Raw genomic sequence first — 15,574 nt, 5'->3', positions numbered from 1 at the left:
TGGCCAGGTCGAGCATCAGGGCGGGGTTGCGGTATGCGGCAAACGTCAGCAGCAGGACCAGCAGCGCTGCGGTCCAGCCGAGCAGGCGCCGGGTGTTGCGGGTCATGGCGCGACCGCTTGCGGCCTCTGCACCCGCAGGATGGGGCCCTCGCGCACCGGCAGGTTGGCCAGCGCCGCCATCACGCCCAGCGCCACGGCCAGCCACCACACGACGTCGTAGCTGCCGGTCTGGTCATACAGCCTGCCGCCCAGCCACACGCCCAGGAAGGAGCCGATCTGGTGGCTGAAGAACACCAGCCCGCCCAGCATCGACATGTACTGCACGCCGAAGATCTGGGCCACGACCGCGTTGGTCGGCGGCACGGTGGACAGCCACAGGAAGCCGATCACGCTGGCGAAGACATACACGCTCATCGGCGACACCGGCACCAGCAGGAAGATGACGATGGTGATCGAGCGCAGGAAATAGATGGCCGCCAGGATGTGGCGCTTGGCCAGGCGCTGGCCCAGCACGCCGGCGGTGTAGGTGCCAAAGACATTGAACAGGCCGATCAAGGCCAGCGCGGTGGTGGCGACCTGCGGGTCCAGGCCTTTGTCGCGCAGGTAGCTGGGCATGTGCACGCCGATGAACACGACCTGGAAGCCGCAGACGAAATACCCGGCCATCAACCACCGGAAGCTCGGGTAGGCCATGGCCTCGCGCAGCGCGGCGCCAATGCTTTGCTGGTGGCCGGTGGGCGCGGCCGCCTTCGGTTCCTTCAGTCCCCACGCCAGCGGCGCGATGGCGAGCGCTGCGCAGCCCAGCATGAACAGCGCGTTCTGCCAGCCCCAGTGGCCGATCAGCCAGCTTTCCACCGGCACCATCAGGAACTGGCCGAACGAGCCGGCCGCCGCGGCAACGCCCATCGCCCAGGAGCGCTTCTCGGGTGCGATGTTGCGGCCGATCACGCCGTAGACCACCGCGTAGGTGGTGCCGGACTGGGCCATGCCCAGCAGCAGCCCGGCGCTGCCGGTGAAGGCCAGCCCCGAGGTGGACAGTGCCATCAGCACTAGGCCCAGCGCGTACAGCCCGGCGCCGACGATCAGCACCCGGTACGCGCCGAAGCGGTCTGCCAGCATCCCGGCAAACGGGCCGGCCACGCCCCAGGCGATGTTCTGGATCGCCAGCGCAAAGGCGAAAGTCTCGCGGGTCCAGCCGCGCTCCATCGTGATCGGCGCCAGCCACAGGCCAAAGCCGTGGCGAATGCCCATCGACAGCGTGACGATGGCCGCGCCGCAAACCAGGACCTGGGTCATGGACAGGGTGGGCGAGGAAGGCTTGGCGGCGGGCACGGCAGACATTCGGGCACTTTAGCGGAGCGTGGCTTTCCGCACCTCCGGCCTTACCGCATATGGCTCGGTCACCATGGGGGGTGACGGTCGGTCCGATGGCGTATAACATATCAATATGTGATGAGGATCGCCATGCACTTCAACATCTACCTCGACGATGAAACCGGCCAGCGACTGACAGCCGCAGCCAAAGTGCGCGGCGAGAATCGCAATGCCGTGATTCGTCAAGCTGTGCAGGAATGGTTGCGGCGTGAGGGCCGGCCCGAGTGGCCGGCTGTGGTGCTGTCCCACATGGGCGACCCCGACATGCCCCCGTTCGAAGCCGCGCGGGATCAACTGCTGCCACCGGCTGCCGATCCGCTGGCATGAAGTTCCTGCTCGACACCTGCACGGTCAGCGATTTCGTCAAGGGCGAGCCAGGCGTGCTGGCGCGCATCAAGGCGACGACCCCCGACCTGCTTTGTGCCTCCGTCGTCACACGCATGGAGATCGAGTACGGCTTGCTGCTGAATCCCGCGCGGGCCAGGAAGCTCTTGCCCGTGATCGACGCGTTTCTCGCATCGATCACGATCCTGCCCTTCGAGGACGCGGATGCCGTCGCAGCCGCGGCGGTTCGCGCCGCATTGCACCAGCGCGGCCAGCCGATTGGTGCCTACGATCTCCAGATCGCGGGCTGCGGCCTGGCGCGAGGCCTGGTGGTGGTGACCGCCAATGAAGGGGAGTTTCGGCGGGTCAGCGGGCTGCATGTCGAAAACTGGCGGCAGGCCTGAGGTTCATGACCGTTGGCCGAGGGGCGTTCTCCGCGCCTCGGGTATGGTGCCGGCATGTCTGATGTCTCTACGCTCACCACTGAGGTCACCAGCCTGGCGACCTGCCTGCACCACGTCGCGCTGATCGCCTCCGACTACGCGCGTTCCAAGGACTTCTACACCCGTGTGCTGGGCTTGCGCGTGGTGCACGAGTTCTGGCGGGCCGAGCGACAGAGCTGGAAGCTGGACCTGGCGCTGCCGGACGGCAGCCAGCTGGAACTGTTTTCCTTCCCCGGCTCGCCGCCGCGGCCCTCGCGACCCGAGGCCTGCGGGCTGCGCCACCTGGCGCTGGTAGTAGACGACATCGACGCCGCACGCGCGCGCCTGCTGGCCGAGGGTGTCGATTCGCTGGAGCCGGTTCGCATCGACGAATTCACCGCCGCCCGTTTCTGCTTTTTTGCCGACCCGGACGGCCTGCCGATCGAACTGGTCGAGCCCGCGCCAGCACGGGCCGGCTGAGTCCGACCAGCCCTTCCTACAATCTCCCGCATGGCAACCCGTTCTTCTTCCACCCCGCCGACTGCAGAAGCCTACGGCGAGGCGTCCATCCGCGTGCTCAAGGGCCTGGAGCCCGTCAAGCAGCGGCCGGGCATGTACACCCGCACCGACAACCCGCTGCACATCGTGCAGGAGGTCATCGACAACGCTGCCGACGAGGCGCTGGCCGGCTTTGGCAAGCACATTGCCGTCACGCTGCATGCCGACGGCTCGATCAGCATCGACGACGATGGCCGCGGCATTCCCTATGGCCTGCACCCGGAGGAGCAGGTGCCGGTGATCGAGATCGTCTACACCCGGCTGCACGCCGGCGGCAAGTTTGACAAGGGCGCCGGCGGTGCCTACAGCTTTTCCGGCGGCCTGCACGGCGTGGGCGTCAGCGTCACCAATGCCCTGGCCAAGCGGCTGCAGGTCAACGTCTGGCGCGAAGGCCATGCCGCCGGCCTGGTGTTTTCGGGCGGCGACGTGATCGAGCCGCTGCAGGTGCGCAAGACGACTGCGGGCGAGCGCAAGCACGGCACCTCGGTGCGCGTGTGGCCCGACGCCAAGTACTTCGAAAGCGCAGAACTGCCGCGCAACGAACTGATGCACCTGCTGCGCAGCAAGGCGGTGCTGATGCCCGGCGTCACGGTCACCCTGACGACCGAGAAGGCCAGCGGCCCGGAGGTCCAGACCTGGCTCTACAAGGGTGGCCTGCGCGACTACCTGGCGCAGGCCCTGCCGGCCGAGCCGATGGTGCCGCTGTTCGAGAGCGAGCACTATGCCAGCGCGGCCGAGACCGAGAACTTCGCTGAAGGCGAGGGCGCGGCCTGGTGCGTGGCCTTCACCGAGGAGGGCGGTCTGCTGCGCGAAAGCTATGTGAACCTGATCCCCACCGTGGCCGGCGGCACCCACGAAGCCGGGCTGAAGGACGGCCTGTTCGGCGCGATCAAGGGCTTCATCGAGCTGCATTCGCTGCTGCCCAAGGGCGTGAAGCTGATGCCCGAAGACGTGTTCTCGCGCGCTTCCTTCGTACTTTCCGCCAAGGTGCTGGACCCTCAGTTCCAGGGCCAGACCAAGGAGCGGCTGAACAGCCGCGACGCATTGAGACTGGTCGCCTCCTATGTGAAGCCTGCGCTGGAGCTGTGGCTCTCGCAGCATGTGGACGTGGGCCGCAAGCTGGCCGAGCTGGTCATCAAGCAGGCGCAGACGCGCCAGCGCGCCAGCCAGAAGGTCGAGAAGCGCAAGGGCTCGGGCGTGGCGGTGCTGCCGGGCAAGCTGACCGACTGCGAGAGCCGCGACCTGGGCATGAACGAGCTGTTCCTGGTCGAGGGCGACTCGGCCGGCGGCTCGGCCAAGATGGGTCGCAACAAGGAAACCCAGGCCGTGCTGCCACTGCGCGGCAAGGTGCTGAACGCCTGGGAGGTCGAGCGCGACCTGCTGTTCAAGAACAACGAGATCCACGACATCTCGGTGGCCATCGGCGTGGACCCGCATGGCCCGAGCGACTCGCCGGATCTCTCAGGCCTGCGCTACGGCAAGGTCTGCATCCTGTCGGACGCGGACGTGGACGGCTCGCACATCCAGGTGCTGCTGCTGACGCTGTTCTTCCGCCACTTCCCCAAGCTGATCGAGACCGGCCATGTGTACGTGGCCAAGCCGCCGCTGTTCCGGGTGGACGCCGCGGCGCGTGGCAAGAAGCCGGCGGCCAAGATTTATGCACTGGACGAAGGCGAGCTGGAAGCCACGCTGGACAAGCTGCGCAAGGAAGGCGCGCGCGACAGCAACTGGTCCATCAGCCGCTTCAAGGGCCTGGGCGAAATGAGCGCCGAGCAGCTGTGGGACACCACGCTGAACCCGGACACCCGCCGCCTGCTGCGCGTGGACTACGGCGCGGTGGATTTCACCGGGACCGTCAGCGCCATGACCCGCTTGATGGGCAAGGGCGAGGCCCAGGGCCGGCGCGAGCTGATGGAACTGCACGGCGACGACGTGGAAGTGGACGTCTGAAGTCGCTGACACAACGCGGCACTGGCCGCGACGCCGCTTGATGCCACGCACCGCTTCGGCGCAGTGCCGGGCGTGTGGTCCTTGTGAGGCAGCGGTTTGACCAGGGTTGGCCGGCTTGTTCCGGCCCTTTGGGTCGCCGCAGCCTTCCTAGAATTCGTGTGCTTGCTTCTTGCAAGCAACAGCCACGGGTCGCTGCCGGTGTGACACTTTTTGTCACCGGGCTTGCGGTCCCTGTGTCCCGCCTGCCGGTGCTTGAGCCGCAGACGAGTGTCGGGACGTTTCGCGCCTCAGGAGCCGTTTTGATCGTCCGTCCCGTTGCTCATCGTTGTCTCGCCCTTGTCCGAAACCTGCCTCGCGCTTCCCGCCCCTTGCTGGCCGCGGCGGCGCTGGGCTTGTGCGCCGTCAGCGGCACGGCGCGCGCCGAGCTGTGGGGTTATGTGGACGGCGCCGGCGTGGCGCACTTTGCCGACAAGCCCATGGATTCGCGCTACTCGCAGGTGCTGCGCCAGCGCGACAGCGACACCTTCCGCGTGCCCGGCAAGACGACGGCCAGTGCCAGCTTGCTGACCTGGCTGGAATTCGCCCCCGAAGTGAAGGCCATTCAGCCGGTGCTGCGCGAGGCCGAGCGAGTCACCGGCGTGGACGCCGAGCTGCTCAAGGCCATCATCACGGTCGAATCCGGCTACCGGGGCGACCTGGTGTCGCCGCGCGGTGCGGTTGGCCTGATGCAGGTCACGCCGGTCACGGGCGACCGCTATGCCACCAAGGCCGAGGCCCAGGCCAGGCCGGTGGAGCAGCGCCTGCGCGACCCTAAGCACAACATCATGATCGGCGCGCGCATGCTGGCCGACCTGAGCCGGCGCTTCGGCGGCGTGGACGTGGCGCTGGCCGCCTGGAATGCAGGCGAGGGCAATGTGCGCCGCGCCGGCGGCAAGATCCCGGATTTCGATGAAACCCGGGCCCATGTGCACATGGTGCTGGAGCTGTACTGGGCGCTGTTGCAGCAGCGCCAGCAAGGCCTGGCCAACCAGATGAAGATGGTGCGCACGGACGGTTGAGCCGTCATGCGCTGCTGCGGGCGTGGCAGGCCGCCACGGCCCGCGCCGCCAAGCCTCAGGGCTTGATGATGTAGACCTGACCGTTGGCCTTCTTGCCACCGTACTTGGTGGTGCCCAGCAACTCGCCTGCCTTGGTGGTCGTCAGGCCCGAATACGCGCCGCTGCCGCCGGTGATGCCCCACAGCACGCTGCTGGCATAGCTGCCATCGGCCTGCGGGGTCAAGGTCACGACGCTGCCGCCGCCGGTGCTGCCGCCGCCTGAGGTGGCGGCGTACAGCACGCCGGTCTTCTTGTTGACCAGCACGCTGCAGTACGGGAAAAAGCCCTCGTCGTTGGTGAAGTCGTGCACCGCGGCCAGCTTGTAGCCGCTCTTGCCAGGCGTGGCCTTGAACACCGTGCCGTTGGCGAACGCGCCGCCCATCAGCCCGGTGCCGTACAGGTTGCCGTCCTTGGCCAGCGTCACGCCGCCGGTGGGCAGGGTGCCGACCGTGCTGCCGAAGCTGTCGTTGACCTTGAAGCTCCAGCCGTTCGTGCCTTCGGTCAGGCTCCACAAGGTGCCGCTGAAGTTCGCGCCGCCCGCAGTGGTGATGCCGTAGACCACGCCGTTGGCGTCCATGGCCAGCTTGCCGCGCGGGCCGGCGCCGTCAATCGTGGTCTCGTGGAAGTGGTGGATGACCTGGTAGGTCCAGCTGCCGTCGCTCGCCGGGGTGAGTGTGAAGGCCACGCCGTCGCCGAAGTTGCCGCCTTCGAAGGCGGTGCCGATCAGCCGGCCCTTGGCGTCCAGCAGCAGGTCGCCGTAAGGGTGGTAGCCCTCCGCACCACCCGTGAAGTGGTGCAGCACGCTGGGTGTCCAGCTGCCGTCTGCATTCGGGCTGAGGCGCAACACCGTGCCCGCGCCGACATTGCCGCCGATGTAGGCGGTGCCATAGAGGTTGCCGGCAGCGTCGGCAATCAGGCCGGCCTGCGGCATGGCGCCGTTGTCCAGGCCGCCAAACGAGAACACCGTCTTGGCACCCCAGCTGCCGTCGTCCTTCTGCTTGAGCTGGTAGATCGCGCCCAGGCTGGCGCTGCCACCACTGGCCGTCACGCCGTAGAACTTGCCACCGTGGGCCAGCAGGTCGCTGGCGGGGCTGGCGCCGTTGGGGGTGCCGGCAAAGCTGTAGGCGGTCTTGCCTTTTGCGGCCCAGCTCGGGGTGGCGCTGGCCAGCAGCGCGGCGGCGAAGAAGGCCGCAGAGCCCAGGGCGCGCAAGCGTGCGCCGGCCTTGCGGGCCGTGGAGGATGAAGCGTACATGGGACTGTCTCTCTTGGATGAAGAACGACGGGGAGGGCGGGGCCTGACTCGTGACCAGGCCCCGCCAATGCAAGCCGCTTACTTCTTGCGGTTCACTTCGAAGACGCCACCGTTCCAGCTGTCGTTGGCGTAGCTCATCGTGCCGAACAGTTCGGACTTGATGCGGGCCAGACCGGCGTAGCTGCCGTTGCCGGCAATGCCCATGTCGTAGATCACGCTGTACTTGTAGCTGCCGTCATCGCTGGGCGCGAGCTGGTAGACCACGCCGGCGTTGGCGCTGCCGCCAGCCGCGGTGGTGCCGTAGAAGATGCCGTTGTCGGTCGGCATCACGGCGCCGTAGGGCTGCCAGCCCTGGCCGCTGCCGGCGAAGGCATGCAGCAGCGAGTAGGTGAAGCTGCCGTCGCCTGCCGGGGCCAGCTTGAACAGCGTGCCGCCGCCGTTCGGGCCGGCTGCGGTGGAGGTGCCGTACAGCGCGCCGCTGGTGTCGGTGGCCAGGCCGCCGACCGGGTTGAAGCCGTTGTCGCCGCGGAAGGTCAGCACGATGCTTTCGGCGTAGACGTTCTTTTCGCCCGGGGTCAGCTTGTAGACCACGCCGAAGTTGTAGGTGCCGCCGGCCACCGTTGTGCCGTACACCGCACCGGCCGAATCCACCACCAGCTGGCCCGAAGGCGACTTGCCGTCGCCGTCGGTGCCGGTGAAGCCGTGCAGCAGCGTGAACTTCCAGCCGTTCTTCTTGGCGATCAGCTTGAAGGCCGTGCCCTGGCCGTGTTCACCGTTGAGCGAGGCGGTGCCGTACAGGTTGCCTTCAGCGTCGAACACCAGTTCGCTGACCGGCTGGCTGCCGTCGGTCGAGCCCTGGAAGCTGTACAGCACCGAGTGCGTGAAGCTGCCATCGGCGTTCAGTGCCAGCTTGTAGACCGTGCCCTTGCCCCAGGTGCCGCCCTGCGCGGTCACGCCGTACAAGTTGCCCTTCTTGTCCTTGATCAGGCCGGCGGACGGCTGCTTGCCGTCGGCAGTGGTCTCGAATGCATAGATCAGCTTGCGCGCCCAGTGCACGCCATCCGGCTGGAACAGTTCGTAGACGGCGCCCAGGCCGTAAGGGCCATCGTCGCTGGCCACGCCGTACAGCGTGTTGGTCTTGCTGACCAGCAGTCGGCCCAGCGGGGCGGTGCCGAAGGTGGTGGCGGTGAAGTCGGAGATCACGCTGGCTTCATTGGCCCAGGCCGCAACGCCGGGCATCAGCAGCCCCAAGGCAACGGTCGAGGCCAGGGTCAGTGCGCGCAGATGAGTGCCCAGACGCGCGTTGTTGCGCGGGTTGACCGAGGGCGCCTTGGATGCTGTATGAAACATGAATGTCTCGTTAAAAAGTGAGTTGGAACCACCATCTTAGGAAAGCGACGCCTCGACAGGGGCTGTCTGTCGAGCTACTTGTAATCAAATGAAACATGCTCAGAATTTACCTGAGCATGATGTTGCGCATCATTGAGGCGTTTCCGCACGGTTACGGCGAACGCTTGTCTGGACTCGGTGCAGGCTGGAGCGATCCCGGGCAGTCGACGCCCCCATTCGGGAGGTTTTGGGTCCCAAAACGGGGCAGCTCATCCCCCTAGAATCGAAACGGCCCGAACCGGTCCGAATCGGCGGTTTGCAAGGTCGGTGTGTTGCGGTTCACGTGAATCCGCGGCGGTCAAGACCTGTGCTGCCAGTTCGGGCGGCCGCATGGCCGGCGGGCACAATGTGCTGCCCGGCGCATGCAGGCCTGAGCAGGCACCTGCGCCGTTGGCAAGATCCCCGGACCTTTGATGAAACCCGTGCCCATGTGCGGGCTGGCAACACATGGAACAGACTCCCCTGACTTTTGCCGGTGACGGCGACGGTGGCAACCCTGACAGCCTGACGCTGGCGCATTACGCCGAGCGGGCTTACCTCGAATACGCGCTTTCGGTCGTCAAGGGCCGGGCGCTGCCGGATGTGTGCGACGGTGCCAAGCCGGTGCAGCGCCGCATCCTCTACGCCATGCACCGCATGGGCCTGTCGTTCACCAACGCCGCACCCGGCGGCCCGAAGCCGCGCAAGAGTGCGAAGGTGGTGGGCGACGTGCTGGGCAACTACCACCCGCACGGCGACACGGCCGCCTACGACGCGCTGGTGCGCATGGCGCAGGACTTTTCGCTGCGCTACCCACTGATCGATGGCCAGGGCAACTTCGGCAGCCGCGACGGCGACGGCGCTGCCGCCATGCGCTACACCGAAGCGCGCCTGAACCCGATCGCCCGCCTGCTGCTCGACGAGATCGACGAAGGCACGGTCGATTTCATGGCCAACTACGACGGCACGCTGGAAGAGCCGCGCCTGCTGCCGGCCCGGCTGCCCTTTGTGCTGCTGAACGGCGCCAGCGGCATTGCCGTCGGCCTGGCCACCGAGATCCCCAGCCACAACCTGCGCGAGGTGGCCGCCGCGGCGGTCGCGCTGATCCGCAACGACAAGCTGGGCGACGACGAGCTGGCACAACTGCTGCCCGGCCCGGATTACCCCGGCGGTGGCCAGATCATCTCCAGCGCGGCCGACATCCGCGCCGCCTATGCCGGCGGCCGCGGAAGCCTGAAGGTGCGCGCGACCTGGAAGATCGAGGAACTGGCGCGTGGGCAGTGGAACCTGGTGGTCACCGAGCTGCCGCCGGGCACCAGCTCGCAGAAGATCCTGGAAGAGATCGAGGAGCTGACCAACCCCAAGGTCAAGGCGGGCAAGAAGGCGCTCGCGGCCGAGCAGGTGCAGCTGAAGACGACGGTGCTGTCGGTGCTGGACGCCGTGCGCGACGAGTCCAGCAAGGACGCCGCGGTGCGGCTGGTGTTCGAGCCCAAGAGCCGTGCCATCAGCCAGCAAGAGCTGATCAACGTGCTGCTGGCGCACACCAACCTCGAAACCAATGTCTCGATGAACCTGACCATGGTCGGGCGGGACGGCCGGCCAACGCAGAAGGGCCTGCGCCAGATCCTGGCCGAGTGGGTGGACTTCCGCCAGGCCACGGTGCAGCGCCGGACCCGGTTCCGGCTGGACAAGGTGCTGGACCGCATCCACATCCTCGAAGGCCGGCAGCTGGTGCTGCTGAACATCGACGAAGTCATCCATCTCATCCGCAATGCGGACGAGCCCAAGCCCGCGCTGATCGAGCGCTTCAGGCTCAGCGACCGCCAGGCCGAGGACATCCTTGAAATCCGGCTGCGCCAGTTGGCCCGGCTGGAAGCCATCAAGATCGAGCAGGAGCTGAAGAGCCTGCGCGAGGATCAGCAGAAGCTCGAAGACATCCTGGCCAACCCCGGCTCGCTCAAGCGCACGCTGATCCGCGAGATCGAGGCCGATGCCAAGCAGCATGGCGACGAGCGCCGCACGCTGATCCAGGAGGAAAAGCGTGCGGTTGCCGAGGTCAAGATCGTCGACGAACCGGTCACCGTGGTCCTCAGCCTGAAGGGCTGGGCGAGGGCGCTGAAGGGGCATGAGGTCGATGCGAACACGCTGGCCTTCAAGGCGGGCGATGCGCTGCACGGCGTATTTCCTTGCCGCAGCGTGGACACGCTCTACGTCTTCGGCTCCAGCGGTCGGGTCTACAGCGTGGCCGTGGCCACGCTGCCGGGCGGCCGTGGCGATGGCGTGCCGATGACCAGCCTGATCGACCTCGAAGCCGGCAGCCAGATTGCGCACTACTTTGCCGGCGTGCCCGAGCAGATCGTGCTGCTGGCCAACACCGGCGGCTTTGGCCTGCTGGCGCGCCTGGCCGACCTGAACAGCCGCCAGAAAGCCGGCAAGAGCTTCCTGACGCTGGAGGCCAGCGACCGCTTGCTGCCGCCGACTGCCGTCGCGCCGGCCCAGGTCAACGTGGCCTGCCTGGCGATGAGCGGCCGGCTGCTGACCTTCCCCCTGGCTGAGCTGAAGCTGCAGTCCAATGGCGGCAAGGGCTTGACGCTGATGGACGTGGACGCGAAGGATCCGCTGGTTTCGGTGGCCGTGTTTGCCGATCAGCTGCGCGTGATCGGCGCGGGTCGCGGCGGCAAGCCCAAGGATGAAATCATCAAGGGCGCAGCGCTGGCCAGCCACCAGGGCAAGCGTGCGCGCAAGGGCAGCAAGGTCGAGGCGGTATTGAAGCCAACCCAGGTGCAGGCGGGCTGATCGGCTGCAGGCTCAGGCGGGTGTTGCGCCGGTGAGTTGGCGCGTCACGGCGCGTCGCACCGGCGGCAACACCTGGGCCAGCCACAGCACGACCTTGCGCGCCGCGCGGGCGGCGGGCCGGTCGTCTGTGAACAGCTGTGCCACGCCATTGGTGCCGTGATAGACCGGCCAGGTGGTGCGCTGGTGTTCGGCCGCGTAGCGCTGCAGGGCCCGGGCATCGCCGACATCGCCGCAGGCCCGGAACGCAGCCGCCACTTCGCGTGTCAAGGTCTGCACGCCGTAGAGCCCGAAGTTGAAGCCGTGCGCGGTGACCGGGTGCATGCCGACCGCCGCGTCCCCGATCAGTGCGATGCGCGGGCCCACCAGCCGCAAGGCCTGCACGGCCACCAGCGGGTAGGCATGCCGCTGCCCGGCCAGGTGCAAGCCGCCCAGCGACGGTCCGAACTGCTCGGTGAGTCGTGCGGCGAAGGATTGGTCGTCCATGTCCAGCCAGCCAGCGGCCTCTGCCTGGCGCACGGTCAGCACCGCGGAGCTTTGCAGACCTGCCATGGGCAACATGGCCAGGGTCAGGCCGTAGCGAAAACATTCGTGGGCAATGCCCTGGTGCGGCAAGGTGTGGGCAACCCGGCAGACGATGGCGGTGCGGCCGAAATCCAGCGAGCGGGCCGGCAATCCCGCCATCCGGCGCAGCGCGGAAAAGCGGCTGTCCGCGGCCACCACCAGCGGCGCCTGCCAGCGGCGGCCGTCGGCAGTGTCCAGCACGGCCACTGCCGGCTGTGCCTCAAATCGAACGACGCAGGCCTGCGTTTCGACCTGGACGCCGGGCGTGTGTTGCGCCACGGCCCAGGCGGCTTCCCGCAGGCGGTGGTTCGGCACCAGCCAGCCCAGGGCCTCGTGCCCGTCGCTGCGTGCATCGAATTGCAGCGGCCACGGCATGCCGCCGTCGTGCACATGGGCCTGGCGCAGCGGCGCAATCTCGGCGGCGGGAAGACGCTGCCAAATGCCCAACTCCTCCAGGATTCGCCGCGAGCGGTGTGTGAGCGCGATGTCCCGTCCGTCTTCCGCCGGCTTGGCCAATGCGGCCCAGGGCGCCTGTTCCAGCACGGTGATGCGCAGGCCTTGGCGGGCCAGGGCAATGGCCAGTGCAAGTCCTGCGGGGCCGGCGCCGGCGATCAGCACGTCAACAGATGCGGCGGAGGCGTGGGGCATGGGCAAGGCTTTCGGCGCGAGAGCTGCGCGTGAGGAACCACCGCACCTTAGCGGCACCTTCCAGCGTGGCGTTTGATCTGCCTCACGACCCATTCACGCATTGCCGCGGCCGGTTCGAAGAGGGCTTGCCTCCGCACGGGTGTCTACTTCCGCCCGTCTTTTCCGGTGATTGCCCTCACAGCCGACGTGGCATGCTGCCCTCGTGCTGAAGACCATACCTTCCCCTCAGTTGCAACTGGGCATGTTCCTCCACCAGCTCACCGGCTCGTGGATGGATCATCCGTTCTGGCGTTCCAAATTCCTGCTGCGTGACCAGCGGGACATTGCGCGCATCCTCGAAGCCGGCATTGCCGAAGTCGTCATCGACACCGAACGCGGCCTGGACGTGCCTCTGGCAGACGAGGCCAAAGACGCGGTGGCGGTCGTCGGCGCAGAGGCCTTGGCAACGCCGGCCGAAGAAGAGGACTCGCCTCTGCCCTTGCCGCATCCGGCGCTGGACCCGGTGGGGCCTCGCTACACCGATGCCCTGCAGGTCAGCCGGCAGGCCATGGGCAGCGTGATGGGCCTTTTCGACGCAGCCCGCCTGGGCCAGGCGGTGGACGCCAAGACCTGCCTGCCGGTGGTCGAGGGCATCGTCGATGCGATGTCCCGCAAGCCCGGGGCGCTGGCCAGCGTGGCCCGGCTGAAGACGGTGGACGACTACACCTACATGCACGCGGTGGCGGTGTGCGCGCTGATGGTCGGCCTGGCCCGCCAGATGGGGCTGCCGCCGGCCATGGTGCGCGAAGCCGGGCTGGCCGGGCTGGTGCTGGACATTGGCAAGGCGGCGCTGCCGACCGAGCTGTTGAACAAGCCCGGCCGGCTCAGTCCCGAAGAACTGGCGCTGATGAAGACCCATGTGCGCCACAGCCACGACATGCTCAAGGCCGAAGGCGGCTACAGCCCGGCCGTGCTGAACGCCTGCCTGCATCACCACGAACGGGTGGACGGCAGCGGCTATCCGGACGCGCAGGCGGGAGAGCGCATTGGCGTGCTGGCCCGCATGGCCGCGGTCTGCGATGTGTACGACGCGGTGACCTCACGCCGGCCTTACCGCACGCCCTGGGACCCGGGCGACGCGATGCGGCAAATGGCCCAGGCCAAGGGGCAGTTCGACAACGCCGTGTTCCAGCATTTCGTCAAGGCCGTGGGCATCTACCCGGTGGGTTCGCTGGTGCGGCTGCAGTCAGAGCACCTGGCCGTGGTGCTGGCGCTCAACAGCAGCGCGCTGTTGACGCCGCGTGTGCGTGTCTTCTACGACATTGGCGAGCGGCACCGCATCACGCCTTATGTGCTGGACCTGGCCGATGGCTCGGCCAAGAACCGCATCCTCGGCCCCGAGGTGCCTGACGCCTGGCGCTTTGCCGACCTCGAGCAGCTCTGGCTGCTGGACTGACGAGGCGAGCGAGCCGGCGCCACGCACCGGCCCGTTGGCTCATGAGAAAACGCCGGGCCGCCCCAAGTTTTCTCATCCCCCTCGGGGGGCCTGACGCGAAGCGGCAGGTCTGGGGGCCCTCTCAGACCCGGCGCAGCGTCTGCACCCAGATCAAGCCGCACAGCGCAAACAGCGCCAGGCTCCAGAACGCAAACGGCACGCCCAGCAGGTTGACGGCTGCATCGGCGCAGGACGCCATCGGCGCGAAGACCGAAGGCGCCAGCTCGAACAGGCCCAGCTTGTCGAGGATCTTGTCGGCCAGCGTCAGGTTGCAAGAGGCGCTGGCCGCAGCATAGAAGTGCTGCCACAGCGCGCTGGCCACACCTGCCAGGCTCAGCAGCAGGCCCAGGCCGGCCAGCGGCTTGCGCAGCCCGCGCACGGCCGCGGCCAGCAAGGCCAGCACGCCAATCACCAGGAAGATCAGCCGCTGCAGCGTGCACCAAGGGCAGGGCAGCATGTCCAGCCTGTACTGGGCAAACAGCGCGAAGCCGACCGCGCCGAAGCACAGCAGCGCCACCAGCACCAGCCACTGGCTGGCGGCTTGTCTGCCGCGGGCCATCAGGCTTGGATCTCGGCGATCAGTTCGATCTCGACGCAGGCGCCGCGCGGAATCTGCGCCACGCCAAACGCGCTGCGCGCATGCGCGCCGACCTCCGGGCCGAACACTTCGCCCAGCAGCTCGGAGCAGCCGTTGGTCACCAGGTGCTGCTCGGTGAAGGTGGGCGCGGAGTTGACCAGGCTCATGACCTTGACGATGCGCTTGACGCGAGACAGGTCGCCACCGACCGCGGCGCTCAGCGTGCCCATCAGCTCGATGGCGATGGAGCGCGCCGCGGCCTGGCCTTCTTCTGTGGCCATGTTCACGCCGAGCTGGCCGACCCAGGGCTGGCCATCGGGCTTCTTGGCAATGTGGCCGGAGATGAAGACCAGCGAGCCGGTCTGCACGAAGGGCACATAGGCGGCAGCCGGAATGGCCACGGGCGGCAGCGCAATGCCCAGTTGTTGCAGGCGTTCGGCGACGGACATGATGACTTCTCTTTCTTCAAAAAACAGACGGTGCGGGAATCCTACACTGGGGCATGAGAAGACGAGGGGGGAGGGGCGGATGACAGGCTGGGGCCGTGGCGTCCTGCTGTTGGTGCTGGGCTGGACTGCGGGCCTGGCTTTGCAGCTTCAGCAAGCGGCGCTGTGGCCGTTGCCGGCCTATGGTGGCTTGCTGGCGGCGGGTGCGGTCTGCTTTCTGGCTGCTGCCTGGCTGCAGCGCCGGGCCGTGCTGCTGCTGGCCCTGGGGCTGGGCCTGGCGGCCTTCGGCAGCACGGGCCTGCGTGCCGCCGCGAGGCTGGCGCAGGTCTTGAGCCCGGCGCTGGAAGGTGCAGAGCTCAGTGTGCAGGGCCGTGTCGTCGGCCTGCCGCAGGTGGACGCAAACGGTCTGCGCTTTGTGCTGCAGGTGAGCGGCGTGCAGGCGGCCGGTGGCCAGCCCATGCCGCTGGACAGTTTCCCTGCGCAGCTGTGGCTCTCATGGCCAGTGCCTGGCAGCCCAGACGAACTGGCTGGCGGTACCGCGGGTGCGCCTGCTGCCTTGCGGGCCGGCGAAGCCTGGCGCCTGCCGGTGAAGCTGAGGCGCCCGCATGGCGCGATGAACCCCGGTGGTTTCGATGCCGAGCTGTGGATGTTCGAGCAGGGCTTGGGTGCGGTCGGTGCGGTGCGCGCGCCCAGGCCTGGCATGGCCCAGCGGCTGGACGGCCCGCGC

At 67.7% G+C, this 15,574-nt stretch carries 14 protein-coding genes; 8 read left to right on the top strand and 6 right to left on the bottom strand.

Features of this window, described 5'->3' with window-relative positions; all coding sequences use genetic code 11:
* Positions 1-102 precede the first annotated feature (102 nt).
* Positions 103-1,341, bottom strand: coding sequence for an MFS transporter (locus FKP22_RS06240; protein WP_141286232.1), 1,239 nt, complete (start codon positions 1,339-1,341; stop codon positions 103-105).
* Between the two features lie 123 nt (positions 1,342-1,464).
* On the opposite strand from FKP22_RS06240, the gene FKP22_RS06235 reads away from it, so the two are divergent.
* The 5 genes from FKP22_RS06235 to FKP22_RS06215 all read left to right on the top strand — a co-directional run bounded on the left by FKP22_RS06235 (position 1,465) and on the right by FKP22_RS06215 (position 5,686).
* Entirely contained in the window at positions 1,465-1,701 is a 237-nt protein-coding gene (locus FKP22_RS06235) for a ribbon-helix-helix domain-containing protein (protein ID WP_170200775.1), read from the top strand.
* The gene (locus FKP22_RS06230) at positions 1,698-2,102 is read left to right on the top strand and encodes a type II toxin-antitoxin system VapC family toxin (protein ID WP_141286228.1); all 405 of its coding nucleotides are present in this window, start codon (positions 1,698-1,700) and stop codon (positions 2,100-2,102) included. Before FKP22_RS06235 ends, FKP22_RS06230 begins: the two co-directional genes overlap by 4 nt.
* A gap of 54 nt (positions 2,103-2,156) precedes the next feature.
* Positions 2,157-2,600, top strand: coding sequence for an SMU1112c/YaeR family gloxylase I-like metalloprotein (gloA2, locus tag FKP22_RS06225; RefSeq protein ID WP_141286226.1), 444 nt, complete (start codon positions 2,157-2,159; stop codon positions 2,598-2,600).
* 30 nt (positions 2,601-2,630) lie between these two features.
* The gene (locus FKP22_RS06220; RefSeq protein WP_141286224.1) at positions 2,631-4,628 is read left to right on the top strand and encodes a DNA topoisomerase IV subunit B; all 1,998 of its coding nucleotides are present in this window, start codon (positions 2,631-2,633) and stop codon (positions 4,626-4,628) included.
* Positions 4,629-4,996: 368 nt separating this feature from the next.
* Complete coding sequence (locus FKP22_RS06215) at positions 4,997-5,686, top strand: lytic transglycosylase domain-containing protein (protein ID WP_231012801.1); 690 nt, start codon at positions 4,997-4,999, stop codon at positions 5,684-5,686.
* A 55-nt stretch (positions 5,687-5,741) separates the two neighbouring features.
* Here the strand turns inward: FKP22_RS06215 and FKP22_RS06210 are convergent, their stop codons facing one another.
* Positions 5,742-6,977, bottom strand: a complete 1,236-nt coding sequence (locus FKP22_RS06210) for a choice-of-anchor tandem repeat GloVer-containing protein (RefSeq protein ID WP_141286223.1) — start codon at positions 6,975-6,977, stop codon at positions 5,742-5,744.
* A 78-nt stretch (positions 6,978-7,055) separates the two neighbouring features.
* Entirely contained in the window at positions 7,056-8,327 is a 1,272-nt protein-coding gene (locus FKP22_RS06205; protein ID WP_141286221.1) for a choice-of-anchor tandem repeat GloVer-containing protein, read from the bottom strand.
* Between the two features lie 486 nt (positions 8,328-8,813).
* Here FKP22_RS06205 and parC point away from each other — a divergent pair, with 486 nt between their 5' ends.
* Entirely contained in the window at positions 8,814-11,141 is a 2,328-nt protein-coding gene (parC, locus tag FKP22_RS06200) for a DNA topoisomerase IV subunit A (protein WP_141286219.1), read from the top strand.
* Positions 11,142-11,153: 12 nt separating this feature from the next.
* On the opposite strand, the gene ubiM is transcribed toward parC, so the two are convergent.
* Positions 11,154-12,350 (bottom strand): 5-demethoxyubiquinol-8 5-hydroxylase UbiM, encoded by a 1,197-nt coding sequence (gene ubiM, locus FKP22_RS06195; RefSeq protein WP_141286217.1) that lies wholly within the window; start codon positions 12,348-12,350, stop codon positions 11,154-11,156.
* A gap of 202 nt (positions 12,351-12,552) precedes the next feature.
* Here ubiM and FKP22_RS06190 point away from each other — a divergent pair, with 202 nt between their 5' ends.
* Positions 12,553-13,785 carry an HD-GYP domain-containing protein gene (locus tag FKP22_RS06190; RefSeq protein ID WP_141286215.1) on the top strand — a complete coding sequence of 411 codons (1,233 nt, stop codon included), beginning with the start codon at positions 12,553-12,555 and terminating at the stop codon, positions 13,783-13,785.
* A 121-nt stretch (positions 13,786-13,906) separates the two neighbouring features.
* On the opposite strand, the gene FKP22_RS06185 is transcribed toward FKP22_RS06190, so the two are convergent.
* Together FKP22_RS06185 and FKP22_RS06180 are read right to left on the bottom strand one after the other, a co-directional pair.
* Positions 13,907-14,383: a disulfide bond formation protein B gene (locus tag FKP22_RS06185; RefSeq protein ID WP_141286213.1), complete on the bottom strand. Its 477-nt coding sequence runs from the start codon at positions 14,381-14,383 to the stop codon at positions 13,907-13,909.
* Positions 14,383-14,850: a RidA family protein gene (locus FKP22_RS06180; protein ID WP_141286211.1), complete on the bottom strand. Its 468-nt coding sequence runs from the start codon at positions 14,848-14,850 to the stop codon at positions 14,383-14,385. Before FKP22_RS06180 ends, FKP22_RS06185 begins: the two co-directional genes overlap by 1 nt.
* A 79-nt stretch (positions 14,851-14,929) precedes the next feature.
* Here FKP22_RS06180 and FKP22_RS06175 point away from each other — a divergent pair.
* Positions 14,930-15,574: ComEC/Rec2 family competence protein (locus FKP22_RS06175; RefSeq protein ID WP_170200774.1), on the top strand; the 645-nt coding region annotated here is incomplete at its 3' end.

Origin of the sequence: Ideonella azotifigens (assembly GCF_006519715.1) — a bacterium.
GTDB lineage: Bacteria > Pseudomonadota > Gammaproteobacteria > Burkholderiales > Burkholderiaceae_C > Ideonella > Ideonella azotifigens.
This window is presented reverse-complemented; position numbering and strand designations above follow the sequence as displayed.